The 14,326-nt window shown below is 71.6% G+C and carries 13 protein-coding genes; 9 read left to right on the top strand and 4 right to left on the bottom strand.

The genetic code is table 11. The annotated features are described in order from the left end of the window. Positions 1 to 11: 11 nt before the first annotated feature. Positions 12 to 1,175 (bottom strand): ThiF family adenylyltransferase, encoded by a 1,164-nt coding sequence (locus OO54_RS02750; RefSeq protein WP_033201261.1) that lies wholly within the window; start codon positions 1,173 to 1,175, stop codon positions 12 to 14. Positions 1,176 to 1,385: 210 nt separating this feature from the next. On the opposite strand from OO54_RS02750, the gene OO54_RS02745 reads away from it, so the two are divergent. The 4 genes from OO54_RS02745 to OO54_RS02730 all read left to right on the top strand — a co-directional run bounded on the left by OO54_RS02745 (position 1,386) and on the right by OO54_RS02730 (position 5,213). Beyond that, positions 1,386 to 1,961, top strand: coding sequence for a M48 metallopeptidase family protein (locus OO54_RS02745; RefSeq protein ID WP_033201260.1), 576 nt, complete (start codon positions 1,386 to 1,388; stop codon positions 1,959 to 1,961). A 132-nt stretch (positions 1,962 to 2,093) separates the two neighbouring features. Beyond that, positions 2,094 to 3,743, top strand: coding sequence for a TerD family protein (locus OO54_RS02740; protein WP_033201259.1), 1,650 nt, complete (start codon positions 2,094 to 2,096; stop codon positions 3,741 to 3,743). Between the two features lie 14 nt (positions 3,744 to 3,757). Continuing rightward, complete coding sequence (locus OO54_RS02735) at positions 3,758 to 4,438, top strand: AIM24 family protein (RefSeq protein ID WP_033201258.1); 681 nt, start codon at positions 3,758 to 3,760, stop codon at positions 4,436 to 4,438. A 19-nt stretch (positions 4,439 to 4,457) separates the two neighbouring features. After that, positions 4,458 to 5,213, top strand: coding sequence for an AIM24 family protein (locus tag OO54_RS02730; protein ID WP_033201257.1), 756 nt, complete (start codon positions 4,458 to 4,460; stop codon positions 5,211 to 5,213). 86 nt (positions 5,214 to 5,299) lie between these two features. Here OO54_RS02730 and OO54_RS02725 read toward each other — a convergent pair whose 3' ends face one another. Together OO54_RS02725 and OO54_RS02720 are read right to left on the bottom strand one after the other, a co-directional pair. Further along, complete coding sequence (locus OO54_RS02725; protein WP_033201256.1) at positions 5,300 to 5,824, bottom strand: NUDIX hydrolase; 525 nt, start codon at positions 5,822 to 5,824, stop codon at positions 5,300 to 5,302. After that, on the bottom strand, positions 5,821 to 7,251 hold the full coding sequence (locus tag OO54_RS02720) for a zinc-dependent metalloprotease (RefSeq protein WP_033201255.1): 1,431 nt from the start codon (positions 7,249 to 7,251) through the stop codon (positions 5,821 to 5,823). The genes OO54_RS02725 and OO54_RS02720 overlap by 4 nt, the downstream gene beginning before the upstream one ends. Positions 7,252 to 7,463: 212 nt before the next feature. On the opposite strand from OO54_RS02720, the gene OO54_RS02715 reads away from it, so the two are divergent. The 4 genes from OO54_RS02715 to OO54_RS02705 all read left to right on the top strand — a co-directional run bounded on the left by OO54_RS02715 (position 7,464) and on the right by OO54_RS02705 (position 10,627). Continuing rightward, entirely contained in the window at positions 7,464 to 8,573 is a 1,110-nt protein-coding gene (locus OO54_RS02715) for an SDR family oxidoreductase (RefSeq protein ID WP_033201254.1), read from the top strand. 78 nt (positions 8,574 to 8,651) lie between these two features. Next, on the top strand, positions 8,652 to 9,113 hold the full coding sequence (locus tag OO54_RS02710; protein WP_017239996.1) for a molybdenum cofactor biosynthesis protein MoaE: 462 nt from the start codon (positions 8,652 to 8,654) through the stop codon (positions 9,111 to 9,113). A gap of 128 nt (positions 9,114 to 9,241) precedes the next feature. Beyond that, positions 9,242 to 9,472 (top strand): hypothetical protein, encoded by a 231-nt coding sequence (locus OO54_RS43185; RefSeq protein WP_078905018.1) that lies wholly within the window; start codon positions 9,242 to 9,244, stop codon positions 9,470 to 9,472. 66 nt (positions 9,473 to 9,538) lie between these two features. After that, positions 9,539 to 10,627 (top strand): YlbL family protein, encoded by a 1,089-nt coding sequence (locus OO54_RS02705; RefSeq protein ID WP_033201253.1) that lies wholly within the window; start codon positions 9,539 to 9,541, stop codon positions 10,625 to 10,627. Positions 10,628 to 10,694: 67 nt separating this feature from the next. On the opposite strand, the gene OO54_RS02700 is transcribed toward OO54_RS02705, so the two are convergent. Continuing rightward, on the bottom strand, positions 10,695 to 11,246 hold the full coding sequence (locus OO54_RS02700; protein ID WP_033201252.1) for a PPA1309 family protein: 552 nt from the start codon (positions 11,244 to 11,246) through the stop codon (positions 10,695 to 10,697). 135 nt (positions 11,247 to 11,381) lie between these two features. Here OO54_RS02700 and OO54_RS02695 point away from each other — a divergent pair, with 135 nt between their 5' ends. Next, positions 11,382 to 14,285 carry a UPF0182 family membrane protein gene (locus tag OO54_RS02695; RefSeq protein ID WP_051786666.1) on the top strand — a complete coding sequence of 968 codons (2,904 nt, stop codon included), beginning with the start codon at positions 11,382 to 11,384 and terminating at the stop codon, positions 14,283 to 14,285. Positions 14,286 to 14,326 lie beyond the last annotated feature (41 nt).

Genomic DNA, 14,326 nt, shown 5'->3' with positions numbered 1-14,326 from the left:
GCGCAGGGCCGTTACCCCGCCATTGTGTCGTGCGTGTCTCCGGCTGCCGAGACGCACTCCCCCCGTTCGCCGCGCGCCGCCCCGCACGGACAGGCCGGATGGGGGTGCAATCGCTCCGCCCGCCACTCCAACAGGGGCAGCGAGGTCTCCCAGCGGGTGCCCGTGCTCGCCGGGAGATCGCCGTCCAGGAAGGCGAGCGCGTGCGCGGCGGCGAGACCCGCCACGGCCGTCGCGAGGCCCAGGTCGCAGGCGGGCAGCGGATGCGGGGCGCCGGAGCGCCACTGGGCGAGCAGCCGGGGCCAGACCGGCTCCCGGTCGGTCCGCTCCTCCTGGAGGCACCGCGCGCAGGCCGTGCCGCCCGGCAGTACGAGCGGCCCGACCGTCCCGGTCGCCTCCAGGACCCCCGCGTACAGGTGGGGGGTGCCGGTGGAGATCCACTGCTCGGCGGGGAGCGGATCGGGGACGTACGCCCCGAGGCCGTCCCTCGGCGTCACCACGACGAGTGACAGTCCGCCGTCCCCGGCTCTCTCACCCGGGCCGTCGGAACCGCCGGGCCCGCCCCGTCGGCCGGGGGCACCGCGGGCCCAGCGGCCGACGAGGCGCCGGGCCGCCGTCGCCCGGCGCTCGCCGACCGTTTCCGCGGGCAGGCCGCCGGGGGCCGTCTCCCAGGGTTCGACGCGACCGGAGTCCAGTACCTCGACCCGGCCCACGCCGGCGGCGGAGAGGAGGGCCGCCACCGTCGTCCCCACCCGGCCCGCCCCTCTGACCTGGACGCGCAGGGACCGCCGGGCGTCCAGTGCCCGTGCCGCCCGCTCGGGCTCGGGGTGGACCACCGAGAGGGAGGCCAGGTCGGCGCGGAGCGGGTCGAGGGCGTGGTCCACGGCACCGGCGGACGGTCCGGTCAGGCCGGGCCGTCCGGTGGTGGCGTCCGCCAGGAGCCCGGCCGCCTCCAGCCGGCCGAGCAGCGCTTCGAGACGGCCGTCCGGGAGGCCGAGGGCGCGCGCCTCGGCCCGGAGCAGCTCGGTCCCGCGGGTGCCGTCGAGCAGCCCGAGCACCGCTCCCGTGTCCTGGTCGACGGGGCCGAGGACCACCGCGTGCGCGGGGGCGACCCCGAACTGCACGCACTGGAGACTCCGCCAGGCCCGGCGCAGTGCCGGCTTCACCATCGGATGCATTTCCCCGCCCCCGCCCGTGATCGCATTCATGATCGACAACGGCCCTTTCGCCGTCCCGTGGTGAGAATGCCCCGCCGCCGTGACGGTCGCCGAAAGTTGTCCACAGGTCAGGGGAATAGTCATTCAAATGGTGCGCCGTGGGGTCGGAACGTTCCCGAAACCACTCCCGGGGCGGGACTTCCCCGGGCGGCAGCGGGTAACGTCGGGGCCGTGCCCGCCGACCCACAGCGCAGCGTGACCAGCAAGCCGACCCGCGGTGCCGGGACGAGCGCGGTCGAGGTCCGCAGAAGCCCGCGGCGGAGCAGAACCGTGTCGGCGTACCGGGAGGGCGACCGGACGATCGTGCTCATCCCGGCTCGGATGTCGGAGGCGGAGGAGCGGCGCTGGGTCGGCGTGATGCTCGACAAGCTCGCCGCCCAGGAGAACCGGAGCGTCCTCGGCGACCGCGAGCTGACCGAGCGGGCGCTGCGTCTGTCGGAGCAGTACTTCGAGGGCCGTGCCCGCCCCGGATCGGTCCGCTGGGTGACCAACCAGAACACCCGCTGGGGCTCCTGCACCCCCTCCGAGGGCAGCATCCGGCTCTCCCACCGGCTCCAGGGCATGCCCGAGTACGTCGTCGACTACGTCCTCCTCCACGAGCTGGCCCATCTGCTCGTCCCCGGTCACGGCCCGCGGTTCTGGCGGCTCCTCGAGGCGTACCCGAGGACCGAGCGGGCGCGCGGCTATCTGGAGGGCGTCGTCGCCGCCGCGCGGCTGCCGCAGCTCCCGGCAACCCGCGAGGAGTGACGGCACCGGCACGCATCCGTGAGGGTGTTTCCCGATTCCGTACCGAAAACGACCCGCCCTGTCTCAATGTCGCACTCAGCCGTTAGCCTGGCGCGAGCATTCGCCATTCGGGATGGGGGACGGTCGTTACGCATGGCCAGGGAATTCCAACGCGGCCACAAGGCCAAGATCAGTGATCTGACCGCGGGAACCGATCTGTACGTCGGCGTGCAGATCGCGGCGCCCGGATTGACCTTCGACATCAGCTGCTTCGGCCTCGACGCCGACGAGCGGCTGTCGGACGACCGCTACTTCGTGTTCTTCAACCAGCCGAAGACGCCCGAGGAGTCCGTCCAGCTGCTCGGGGCGCAGTCCGGTGACACCGAGTCCTTCCGCGTCACCCTCGACCGCATCCCCGCGCACATCCACAAGCTGTCGTTCACCGCGACGATCGACGGAGCGGGACAGATGTCCCAGGTCGGCCCCGGTCACCTGCGGATCGTGGCGGGCGGCGAGGAGGTCGCCCGGTACGCGTTCACCGGCGCGGAGTTCTCCACCGAGCGGGCCGTGATGCTCGGCGACTTCTACCTGAAGGACGTCTGGCGCTTCGCCGCCGTCGGCCAGGGCTTCGACGGCGGCCTGGACGCGCTCCTGCGGAACTTCGGCGGCGAGGTCGCCGAGGACCAGCCCGCCGCCCCGCAGCAGCAGGCCGCGGCCCCCGGTTTCGCCCCGCCGCCGCAGGCGGCGGCGCCCCCGGCCTTCGGTGCCCCCGCGCAGGCTCCGGCGCCCGCGTTCGGCGCGCCGCAGGCGCCCGTGCCGCCCGCCCCCGTGCCGCCGGTCCACACGGCGCCGACGATGGTGGCGCCGGTGGCGCCCGCCCCCGTCCCGCCGCCCGCGCCGGCCCCCGCCCCCTACGGGCAGCCTCCGCAGCAGCCGCAGTACGGCCAGGTTCCGGGGCAGTACCCGGGTCAGGTTCCGGGGCAGCCCCCCGGCCAGTACCCCGGTCAGGGCCAGCCGCCCCAGGCGCCCCCGTACGGCCAGGCCCCGGCCGCCCCGTACGGGCAGCAGCCCCCTGCCTACGGCCAGCAGCCCCCGGCGTACGGCCAGCCCGCCGGCGTCCCGCAGGGCGTGCCGGCGACCGGCGCCGGACTCGCCGCCGCGCTCGCGCCGTACAAGGAGACCGCCACCGGCGCCCGCTGGACGCCGCAGAACCAGCAACTCATGCGGGTCGACCTGGCCATGGGCGGGGTGCCCGTGCTCGCCCGGCAGGGCTCGATGGTCATGTACCAGGGCAAGGTCGACTTCTCCTACAAGAGCGCGGGCTTCGCCGGCCGGATCGTCGGCAACGCCACTGGCCAGGAGATGCAGCTCATGAAGTGCACCGGCCGCGGCCAGGTCTTCCTCGCCGAGCAGGGCGCGCATCTGCACCCGATCGAGCTCCAGGGCGACGGCATCTGCGTCTCCGCCGAGAGCGTTCTCGCGTTCGACGAGTCCCTCCAGTACGAGGTCCGTCGCATCGAGGGCCACGGCATCCCCGGCGGCGCGCTGTTCACCATGCAGTTCCAGGGCACCGGCACGGTCGTCGTGAAGACCCACGGCGTCCCCGTCGTCCTGCCGGTCACGCCGACCACCTTCGCCGACTGCAACGCGGTCGTCGCCTGGTCGTCCGCGTCCCAGGTCATCCTCTCCAGCCAGGTCAGGCTCCGGCGCAACGCCTACCCCGGCCACAGCGGCGAGACCGTGAACCTCCAGTTCCGGGGCGCCCCCGGCAACTTCATCGTCGTCCAGCCCTACGAGGTCTGAGGGAGCCCGAAGTCATGAACCAGCAACTCGCGGGCTACGCCCCGACCCCCGTCGCGGCCCGGATGGAGAACCACGGCCGCACCATGCTGAAGGTCGCGATGGCCTCCGGCCAGGACCTGTACGCCCGAGCCGGCTCGATGGTCGCCTACGAGGGCTTCATCACCTACGAGCCCAACCCGCCCGCCGCCCGCCAGGTCGCCAGGGAGTGGGCCACCGGCGAGGGTGCGCCGATCATGAAGTGCTCCGGCGACGGCCTGCTCTACCTCGCCGACTACGGCGCCGACGTGGTCGTCATCAACCTCCAGAACGACTCGATCTCGGTCAACGGCACCAACCTGCTCGCCTTCGACGCCCACCTCCAGTGGGGCGTCGAGCGGGTCAAGGGCCTCGCCAAGTTCGCCGGACAGGGCCTGTTCAACGTGGAGATCGCCGGCACCGGCTGGGTCGCGCTCACCTCGCGCGGCACGCCGATCGTGGTCGACTGCGGCCGCGGCGAGGACGAGACGTACGTCGACCCCGACGCGCTCGTCGCCTGGTCGCCGGCGCTCAAGGTCAAGGCCAAGCGCAGCTTCAAGGCCTCCTCCCTCATCGGGCGGGGCAGCGGCGAGGCCATGCAGATGGCCTTCTCGGGCCAGGGCATCGTCGTCGTACAGCCGAGCGAGGACAGCACCGACCGCCTTCGGGTCCGGGGCTGAGGGGGAGCGAGAACACATCATGCAGAGCCCGCTTTTCAACCACGCCGAACAGCAGAGCCAGGAGCGGTACGTCATCCAGAACCCGCAGCTCCTGCGGGTCAGCCTGACCGGGCAGGACGACGTCCTCGCCCGCAAGGGCGCCATGGTCGCGTACCAGGGACTCGTCGACTTCGACGGCGAGTACAAGACCCCCGGCCAGCGCCGGGCCCAGGCCCGCACCGGCGAGGGCCTCGACCTGATGCGCTGCTCCGGCCAGGGCACGGTCTACCTCGCCAACCTCGCCCAGTACGTCCACATCGTCGAGGTCGAGCAGGAGGGCCTCACCGTCGACAGCGCCTACGTCCTGGCGCTCGACTCGACCCTCCACACCGAGGTCATCGCCGTCGACAGCCAGTACGGCATCTCCGGTTCCGGCAAGTACCAGCTCAACATCTCCGGTCGCGGGAAGGTCGCCCTGATGACCTCCGGGCAGCCGCTGATGATGCAGGTCACGCCCGAGAAGTACGTCAGCGTCGACGCGGACGCGATCGTCGCCTGGTCCACCGGGCTGCGCGTCCAGATGCAGGCCCAGACGACCAACTCCAGCGTCATGCGCCGCCGGGGCAACACCGGCGAGGGCTGGGAGCTCAGCTTCCTCGGCCAGGGCTTCGCCCTGGTCCAGCCCAGCGAGGTCATGCCCCCGCAGAACGCCGGCATCGGGCAGGGCATCGCCGCCCAGTTCGGCGCCGGACAGCACGGGTCCCACGCCCAGAACCAGAACAACGCCTGGAACTGAGCACCCACGGCTCCGGACCAGGACAACCGGAACCGAGCACGCACGGCCGAGGGGCGGCCTCCACCGGAGGCCGCCCCTCGCCCGTCCTACGCCAGCCGCGCCAGCGTGCCCTTCAGCAGCTCGACCACCGACGTGTCCGCCACGTCCGCCACCTCGTCGTACGCGAACCAGCGCAGGTCCAGCGACTCGTCGCTGATCTCCGCCACCGCGTCCGGCGCCGCGAGCGCCGCGTACTGCACGTCCAGGTGCCAGTTGCAGGGCGCCGGGATCGGATGGCGGTCCAGCCGCACCGGACCGCCCGGCAGCAGTGTCAGGCCCGGGATCCCGGACTCCTCCGCCGCCTCGCGCAGCGCGGCCGCCTCCACCGTCGCGTCACCCGGCTCGCAGTGGCCGCCCATCTGCAGCCACATGTTCAGCTTCTTGTGCAGGGTGAGCAGCACCCGGCCCCGCGAGGGGTCGATCACCAGCGCGCTGGACGTCAGATGCCCGGCCTCGCAGGGCTTGTACATGCCGTCCGGGTGCTCGGCGAGATGGTCCAGATAGACATCGCGCAGTTCCCGCTGGCCCTCGTACCCCTTCAGGACGTGGACCGCGTCGTCGTACAGGCTCACTTCTCGGCGTCCCCGTCCTCCGGCTGCTCACCCTTGGCGGCCTCGCCGAGCATCTTGTCCAGCTCCGAGAAGTCGAGGTGCTCGCGGTGGACGAAGCCGTCGGGGTCGTCCAGGTCCGTCGCCGTCGGCAGCATGTCCGGGTGCTCCCACAGGCCGTCCCGGCCGTCGACCCCGCGCGCGTCGGTCAGCGAGGCCCACAGGCGCGCCGCGTCCCGCAGCCGCCGCGGCCGCAGCTCGAGACCGATCAGGGTCGCGAACGTCTGCTCGGCGGGACCGCCCGACGCCCGGCGCCGGCGCAGCGTCTCGCGCAGCGCGTCCGCCGAGGTCAGCCGGGACTTCGCGGCCTCGTGGACCACCGCGTCCACCCAGCCCTCGACCAGCGCGAGCGCCGTCTCCAGCCGGGCCAGGGCCGCCTTCTGCTCCGGGGTGTCCTCCGGCTGGAACATGCCCTGCTGGAGTGCCTCCTGCAGCTGCTCCGGGTGCGTCGGGTCGAGCTGCCCGACCGCCTCCTCCAGCTTCGAGGTGTCGACCTTGATCCCCCGCGCGTACCCCTCGACCGCGCCGAACAGGTGCGCCCGCAGCCACGGCACGTGCGCGAAGAGCCGCTGGTGGGCGGCCTCGCGCAGGGCCAGGTAGAGCCGCACCTCGTCCGAGGGCACGCCCAGGTCCTTGCCGAAGGCCTCGATGTTCAGCGGCAGCAGCGCCGCGCGCCCGGCGGGGCCGAGCGGCAGGCCGACGTCGGTCGAACCGACGACCTCGCCGGCGAGCGCGCCGACGGCCTGCCCGATCTGCTGGCCGAACATGGCGCCGCCCATCGAGCGCATCATGCCGATCAGGGGGCCGGCCATGGCCTGCATCTCCTGCGGCAGGACGTCGCCCATCGCCGAGCCGACGCGCTCGGCGACCGGGTCCACCAGCTGCTGCCACGCCGGCAGCGTCGCCTCGACCCATTCGGCGCGGCTCCACGCCACCGCCGTGTTCGCCCCGGAGGGCAGCGAGGTGACCTGGTCGAGCCACAGGTCGGCCAGCCGCACGGCCTCCTCGACCGCGGACTTCTCGGCCGGGCCCACGCTGGCGTCCTTGGTGCCGTCGGCGGTGCCCTGGGCGACCACCTGGCGCGCGATCTGCTTGGCCATGTCCCAGTTCACGGGACCGCCCTCGTAGCTCAGCATCTGACCGAGCTGCTGGAAGGCCGCCCCCAGGTCGTTGGGGTTCAGCGAGCCGAACATCGCGGCGAACGGGTTGTCGGCGCCACCGGGGCCGCCCATGCCCGGCAGTCCGCCGAAGCCGAACGGGTTCGCCCCGAACGGGTTGCCGCCCTGGCCGCCGGACCCCTGGCCACCTCCGGCGGGGTCCTTCTTCTTGCCCTCGTCGCCGTTCTCCGGCTCCTCCGGCGGAAGGCCGAATCCGAATGGGGTGTCACTCACAGGTTTCCTCGGCTCGTAGGGCCGCCGGCCTCCTGCCGACGGCGACTGCCCGACCAGGCCTGTCAGACAGACCCGCACACCACCAGCGTAGACATCCGGGCCGGAAATGGGCTCGGTGCTCCGCCGGGCCGTGCCCTGCGGCAGGATGGACGCCACCTGGTCCGTACGCGTCATGCGGCGTACGTACTGAAGACAACCGCTGGAGACGCCCGGTGAGTTCCCCAGATCCTCAGGTTCGCGGAGCGCGAAACCACTCAACCCGGTCCGCCGCGCGCGGCCCCGTCGTCGCGGTCACCGGCGCCGCCGCCGGCGTCGGTGACCTGCTGATCAGGAGCCTCGTCGCCTCCGGCGAGGTCAAGCGGGTCGTCGCCATCGACGAGCGCCGGGGCGAGGTCGACGAGGCGCAGTGGCACATCCTCGACGTGCGCGATCCGGCCATCGCCGAGAAGCTGCGCGGCGCGGACGTCGTCGTACACCTGGCCGTCGACCTCGACCTGGAGACCGACCCCGCCGCCCGAACGGCCTACAACGTGCGCGGCACGCAGACCGTGCTCACCGCCGCCGCGGCCGCCGGCGTCCGCCGCGTGGTGCTGTGCACCTCCGCGATGGTCTACGGCGCCCTGCCCGACAACGACATCCCTCTCTCGGAGGACGCCGAGCTCCGGGCCACCGCCGAGGCCACCGGCGTCGGCGACATGCTGGAGATCGAGCGCCTCGGCCGGCGCGCCCCCCGCGCGCACCCCGGGCTCAACGTCACCGTCGTCCGCCCCGCGGTCCTCGTCGGCGGTACGGACACGGCGCTGACCCGCTACTTCGAGTCGCCCCGACTGCTCGTCGTCGCCGGATCCCGCCCGACCTGGCAGTTCTGCCACGTCGAGGACCTGGTGAGCGCCCTGGAGTACGCGGCCCTGGAGAAGGTCGACGGCGAGCTCGCCGTCGGCTGCGAGGGCTGGCTGGAACAGGAGGAGGTCGAGGAGCTCTCCGGCATCCGGCGCATGGAGCTCCCCTCCGCCGTGGCCCTCGGCGCCGCGGCCCGCCTCCACCGGATCGGCCTCACCCCGTCCCCGGCGGGCGACCTCGCGTACACCATGCACCCGTGGGTGGTCAGCGTCGGACGGCTGCACGACGCCGGCTGGCGGCCGAAGTGGACCAACGAGGAGGTCCTCGCCGCGCTCCTGGCCGAGGCCGAGGGCCGTCACACGGTCGCCGGCCGCAGGCTGGGCCGCAAGGACGCCACGGCGGCGGGCGCGGCCGGTGCGACGGTGGCCCTGCTCGGCACGGCGGCGCTGGTCCGCCAGATGAGGAAGCGGCGCGGCTTGTAGGACCCTCCTACGGAGGGTCCCGTCCACAGGTCGAATGGTCTCTTACCGGATGTCGGAGCCGTACGGCACCATGGGCTCATGGCGCAGAAGCACGACCACCCCGGTGAGCAGGCGGCGGACGACCCGATCAAGCTGCTCGCGATCCGTGACACCCCGCTCTCCGTCGACGAGGTCTTCCGGGCCGTCGGCGACGACGCCTCCGGCGGCACGACCCTCTTCGTCGGCACCGTGCGCAACCACGACGGGGGCGCGGACGTCGACGCGCTGGGGTACTCCTGCCACCCCACCGCCGAGGCGGAGCTGCGCCGCGTCGCGGAGAAGGTCGTCGCGAACTACCCGGTCCGGGCCCTGGCCGCCGTCCACCGCGTCGGCGACCTGCGCGTCGGCGACATCGCGGTCGTCGTCGCCGTCTCCTGCCCCCACCGCGGCGAGGCCTTCGAGGCCTGCCGCAAGCTCATCGACGACCTCAAGCACGAAGTCCCCATCTGGAAGCACCAGACCTTCTCGGACGGCACGGAGGAGTGGGTGGGCGCCTGCTGATCGGGCAAGGCGGCGCGCCGACAGGGCGTAGCCGAACGCCCGATTTGCGTAACCGGCCCCCAGCCGCGAGCGTTGACCTCACGGATGAGACAGTCTGCTGATCAACTCACTGGGGATGGGAGGACGGGATGGCGGCGCTGGCCTGGTTGCTGATTCCGCTTTTCGCAGTCGTCGGCGCGGCGATATGGGGAAGCTGGGCTTCGAGGAACAAGACCATAGGTGACGTGGCCGAACTCGCCGGCTACGCACGCTTCCGGGACGCGATGGAACGCGCCCACCCCACCACCTCCGCTTCCGCTTCGGCAGAGCGCGAACCGGCCGCCGCGGCCGGTGGTGTCAGCACCTCGCCGTCGAGCTGACGCCCGGCGCCTCGTACGGACCCGCCCCAGGGGTGCACCCACAGACGAGTCCCGTACTGTCGTTCCATGCCACGCCGCACCGCGACGATGCTCGCCTCCACCCTGGTCCTGATCTGTCTGCTCATCGCGGGCGTTCTGATCCCGGTGCCGTACGCGGAGATGAGCCCGGGCCCCACGGTCAACACCCTCGGCGAGGCCAGGGGAGAGCCGGTCCTCCAGATCTCGGGACGCAAGACCTACCCGACCGACGGGCACCTCAACATGACGACGGTCCGCGTCACCAGCGCGGACTACAAGATGAACGCCGTCGAGGCCGTCTACGGATGGCTCGCCCACGACAACGTGGTGGTGCCGCACGACACCCTCTACCCCGACGGGAAGACGGAGGAGGAGTCGAGCCAGGAGAACGCCGAGGAGTTCAGCCAGTCCCAGGAGAGCGCCAAGGTGGCCGCGCTCGGGGAGCTGGGGATCCCGGTGGTCGCCCGTGTCGTCGTCGCCACCGTCGTCAAGGACTCGCCGGCCGAGGGCAAGCTGCACGCCGGTGACGTGATCAAGGCCGTCGACGGCGTGCCGGTCAAGGAGCAGACCGACGTCGCCAAGCAGGTGACGAAGCGCAAGCCCGGCCAGGACGTCGAGTTCACCATCGTCCCCGCCAAGGAGGCCGCCGCCGCGGAGAAGGCGCGCCGGGAGCCGAAGGTCACCCAGAAGGTCGTCATCACGACCACCACCTCCGAGGAGGGCGACCGGGCCGTCGTCGGCATCCAGGCCGGCACCGACCACGTCTTCCCGTTCACGATCGACATCAACCTCGCCGACGTCGGCGGCCCGAGTGCCGGCCTGATGTTCGCCCTCGGCATCGTCGACAAGCTGACCCCGGAGAGCCTCACCGGCGGCCGTTTCGTCGCCGGCACCGGCACCATCGACGACAAGGGCGAGGTCGGACCGATCGGCGGCATCGAGATGAAGCTGGTCGGCGCGCGCGAGGCGGGCGCCGAGTACTTCCTCACCCCGGCCGACAACTGCGAGGCCGCCGCCTCCGACACGCCCGCGGGCCTCACCCTCGTCAAGGTGAACACCATCGACGACGCCACGAAGTCGCTGGAGAAGCTCCGCAAGGGCGACACGGCGTCCCTCCCGAGCTGCTCCAAGGGCTGAGGGCCAGGCGTTACGCCGAAGGGGCGCCCGTCCGACGGACGGGCGCCCCTTCGGCGTGTCGGGCGGCTCAGGACTCGAAGGTCGCCGCCAGTGCCTCGGCGAGGCCGGGCACCAGGTCGGGGCCGGTCAGGACCTCGGTCGCGGTGTCCTTCTCGCGCAGCCGGATCGCCGCCTCGCGGGCGCCGCCGCGCAGCACCGCGACGGTCATCCGGACCTCCTGGCGGTCGGGGTGGCCGGCCACCCACTTGGCGAGCTGCTTCTCGCTCAGGCCCTGCGGTACCTGGGCCTCCGCCGACGGGGGCAGCATGAGCCGCTCCACGGTCAGGGCGCAGCCCACGACGGCGTCGGGCCAGGCGATCGTGCCGAGGAAGTCGTCGAGCGGCTTTCCGCGCGGCAGCTTGTCCTGCTCGATGGGGGTGTAGGCGGTGGCGTCGTCGCCCAGGCCGAGCTGGGTGGCGAGCTTGGGTTCCTGGGCGCGCAGCCGTGCGGTGTCGACCAGGGCGAAGAGGCGGGCCGGCTGATCCCAGCCGAGGCCCGACGCGTACTCGTCGATCTCGAGCACCGCGCGGGTGAGGGGGCTCGCGGCCATAGCCGGGCCGGAGGGGGAAACGTTGGACATGACCAACATCCTGCCTCGTCTTCCCCTGAAGACGGGAACTAGGTAAAGCCTCAGTAAGTTGAATCAGTGGGCTCTACGATCGCGGGGCCTGCTTTCAGACGCATCAACATCGAGGGGCGCACGTTGGCTTTCCAGATGCCGGACCGCGGCGGGAGCCCGTCCGGGCCAAGGATGAGAGTCGGCCGGCCGTCCCGGCGGGCCCGTACCCTGCTCATGACGCTCGGCGTGCTGGCCGTCCTGGCCATGGCGTTCGTGATGTTCGCCGGGTTCTGGACGGACTGGCTCTGGTATCGCTCGGTCAAGTACTCGTCCGTGTTCACGACCACGCTGTGGACCAAGATCGGCCTGTTCGCGGTCTTCGGCCTGCTGATGGGGATCACCGTCGGCCTGAACATCTGGCTGGCGTACCGGTTGCGGCCGCCGCTGAGCGCGATGTCCCTGGAACAGCAGAGCCTCGACCGGTACCGGATGGGTCTCGCCCCGTTCAAGAAGTGGGTGCTGCTCGCGGTCACCACCCTGGTGGCGCTGATCGCCGGCGCCTCCGCCTCGGGGCAGTGGCGGACCTGGCTGATGTGGGTCAACGGCGTGAAGTTCGGCCAGAAGGACCCGCAGTTCGGGCTCGACGTGGCGTTCTACGCGTTCGACCTGCCCTGGTACCGCTTCCTGCTCGCCTTCGGCTTCTCCGCCGCCGTCCTGTCGCTGATCGCCGCCGCGCTCACCCACTACCTCTACGGCGGACTGCGGATCACCAGTCCCGGTGCCCGCGCGACCGCCGCCGCCACCGGCCACCTCTCGGTGCTGCTCGGCGTCTTCGTGTCGCTGAAGGCCGTGGCGTACTGGCTCGACCGGTACGGCCTGGCCGTGAAGTCCAGCGACTTCAAGGCGACCGGCAACTGGACGGGCCTGCGGTACGTCGACGCCAACGCGTACCTGCCGGCGAAGACGATCCTGTTCTGCATCGCCGCGATCTGCGCCGTGCTGTTCTTCGCGACGCTGTGGCGCCGCACCTGGCAGCTGCCGGTGATCGGCTTCGGCCTGATGGTGCTCTCCGCGATCCTGATCGGCGGCCTGTACCCGGCCATCGTGCAGAAGTTCCAGGTCCAGCCGAACGAGCAGGCCAAGGAAGCGGAGTACATCCAGAAGAACATCGACGCGACCCGGAAGGCGTACGCGATCGACTCGACGAAGCCCGAGAACTACTCGGGCAAGTCGACGGTCAAGGCCAAGGACCAGCTCCGCTCGGACGCCGACACGGCGGCCGCCTACCGCATCCTCGACCCGAACATCGTGTCGCCGACGTTCCAGCAGCTGGAGCAGAAGCGGAAGTACTACCAGTTCCCGACCACCCTGGACGTGGACCGCTACGACGGCAAGGACACCGTCGTCGGCCTGCGCGAGCTCAACATCAAGGGCATCCCGAAGCGGAACTGGATCAACGACCACTTCACCTACACCCACGGCTACGGCGCGATCATGGCCGCGGGCACGCAGACGGACGCCAACGGCTCCCCGGTCTTCACCGAGGCGGGACTGCCGACGACCGGTTCGCTCGGCACGTACCAGCAGCGGATCTACTACGGCGAGAAGACCGACCAGTACTCGATCGTGGGCGGCCCGCAGAAGGAGCTGGACTACGAGGAGAACGGCGAGAAGACCACCAGCTACAAGGAGAAGAGCGGCGTCAGCCTCTCCAGCACCTTCAACCGCGCGGCATACGCGGTGGCCTTCAGCGAGCCGCAGATCCTCTACTCGGGGGCCATCGGCGAGGGTTCGCGGATCCTCTACAACCGCACCCCCAAGGAGCGCGTCGAGGCCGTCGCGCCGTGGCTGACCATCGACGGCGACGCCTACCCGGCGGTCGTCGACGGCCGGATCCAGTGGATCATCGACGCCTACACGACGACCAACGGCTACCCGTACGCCTCGCGCACCACGCTCGGCGACACCACGGCCGACTCGCTGACCGTCGGCAACCAGCAGCGCGCGGTCGTCGCCCAGCAGAACCAGGTCAACTACATCCGCAACTCGGTGAAGGCCACCGTCGACGCCTACGACGGCACGGTGACCCTCTACGAGTGGGACACCCAGGACCCGGTCCTCAAGACCTGGATGAAGGCCTTCCCGGACACGGTCAAGCCGAAGTCCGAGATCAAGGCAGACCTGATGGGGCACCTGCGCTACCCGCAGGACATGTTCAAGGTCCAGCGCGAGCTGCTGACCCGCTACCACGTCACCGACCCCGCGCAGTTCTACAGCGGCTCGGACGCCTGGCAGGTGCCGGACGACCCGACCAACAAGGACGGCAACGCGGTCCCGCCGTACTACCTGAGCATGAAGATGCCCGGGGACGCGGCGCAGCGCTTCTCGCTGACGACGACGTTCACGCCGAACGGGCGGCCCAACCTGGGCGGCTTCATGGCGGTCGACGCCGACGCCACCAGCAAGGAGTACGGCCGGCTGAGACTGCTGCGGGTCACCGAGGACGTGCCGGGCCCGGCGCAGGTGCAGAGCAAGCTCAACGGCCTGCCGTCCGTGGCCCAGTTCGTCCGGGACATGAAGGGCGCCGACTCGGACATCCAGTACGGCAACCTGCTGACCGTCCCGCTCGACGGCGGCTTCCTGTACGTGGAGCCGGTGTACGCCCAGGGTCGCAACGCGCTCTACCCGCTCCTGAAGAAGGTCGCGGTGTCGTACGTGGACGCCGACCAGCCGGACGGTGACACGACCAAGGACACCACGGTGTTCGAGGACAACCTCACCAAGGCGCTGAACGCGGTCTTCGGGGTGGAGGCGCCCAGCACGCCGCCGACCCCGCCGGGCACCACGCCGCCGCCCGGGACGACCCCGCCGCCCGCGTCGAACGACGCCGCGCTCCAGCAGGCGATCTCCGACGCCCAGAAGGCGTACGACGCCGGCGAGGCCGCCCTGCAGAAGGGCGACTGGACCGCGTACGGCAAGGCCCAGGAGGACCTCCAGAAGGCCCTCCAGCGGGCCGCGGACGCCGGGGCGAAGCTCAAGACGAGCCCGTCGGGCGGCTGACCTGAGGGTTTCCACTCCGCGTCGTGGTACTGTTGGTTCAC

Origin of the sequence: Streptomyces wedmorensis, assembly GCF_000716445.1 — a bacterium.
Taxonomy (GTDB): domain Bacteria; phylum Actinomycetota; class Actinomycetes; order Streptomycetales; family Streptomycetaceae; genus Streptomyces; species Streptomyces wedmorensis.
This window is presented reverse-complemented; position numbering and strand designations above follow the sequence as displayed.

Bases quoted from the DNA above. Each gene is read 5' to 3' on its own strand.
- OO54_RS02750 (WP_033201261.1), bottom strand. From the start codon at position 1,175: ATGCATCCGATGGTGAAGCCGGCACTGCGCCGGGCCTGGCGGAGTCTC.
- OO54_RS02740 (WP_033201259.1), top strand. From the start codon at position 2,094: ATGGCCAGGGAATTCCAACGCGGCCACAAGGCCAAGATCAGTGATCTG.
- OO54_RS02735 (WP_033201258.1), top strand. From the start codon at position 3,758: ATGAACCAGCAACTCGCGGGCTACGCCCCGACCCCCGTCGCGGCCCGG.
- OO54_RS02730 (WP_033201257.1), top strand. From the start codon at position 4,458: ATGCAGAGCCCGCTTTTCAACCACGCCGAACAGCAGAGCCAGGAGCGG.
- OO54_RS02710 (WP_017239996.1), top strand. From the start codon at position 8,652: ATGGCGCAGAAGCACGACCACCCCGGTGAGCAGGCGGCGGACGACCCG.
- OO54_RS43185 (WP_078905018.1), top strand. From the start codon at position 9,242: ATGGCGGCGCTGGCCTGGTTGCTGATTCCGCTTTTCGCAGTCGTCGGC.
- OO54_RS02705 (WP_033201253.1), top strand. From the start codon at position 9,539: ATGCCACGCCGCACCGCGACGATGCTCGCCTCCACCCTGGTCCTGATC.
- OO54_RS02700 (WP_033201252.1), bottom strand. From the start codon at position 11,246: ATGTCCAACGTTTCCCCCTCCGGCCCGGCTATGGCCGCGAGCCCCCTC.
- OO54_RS02695 (WP_051786666.1), top strand. From the start codon at position 11,382: ATGCCGGACCGCGGCGGGAGCCCGTCCGGGCCAAGGATGAGAGTCGGC.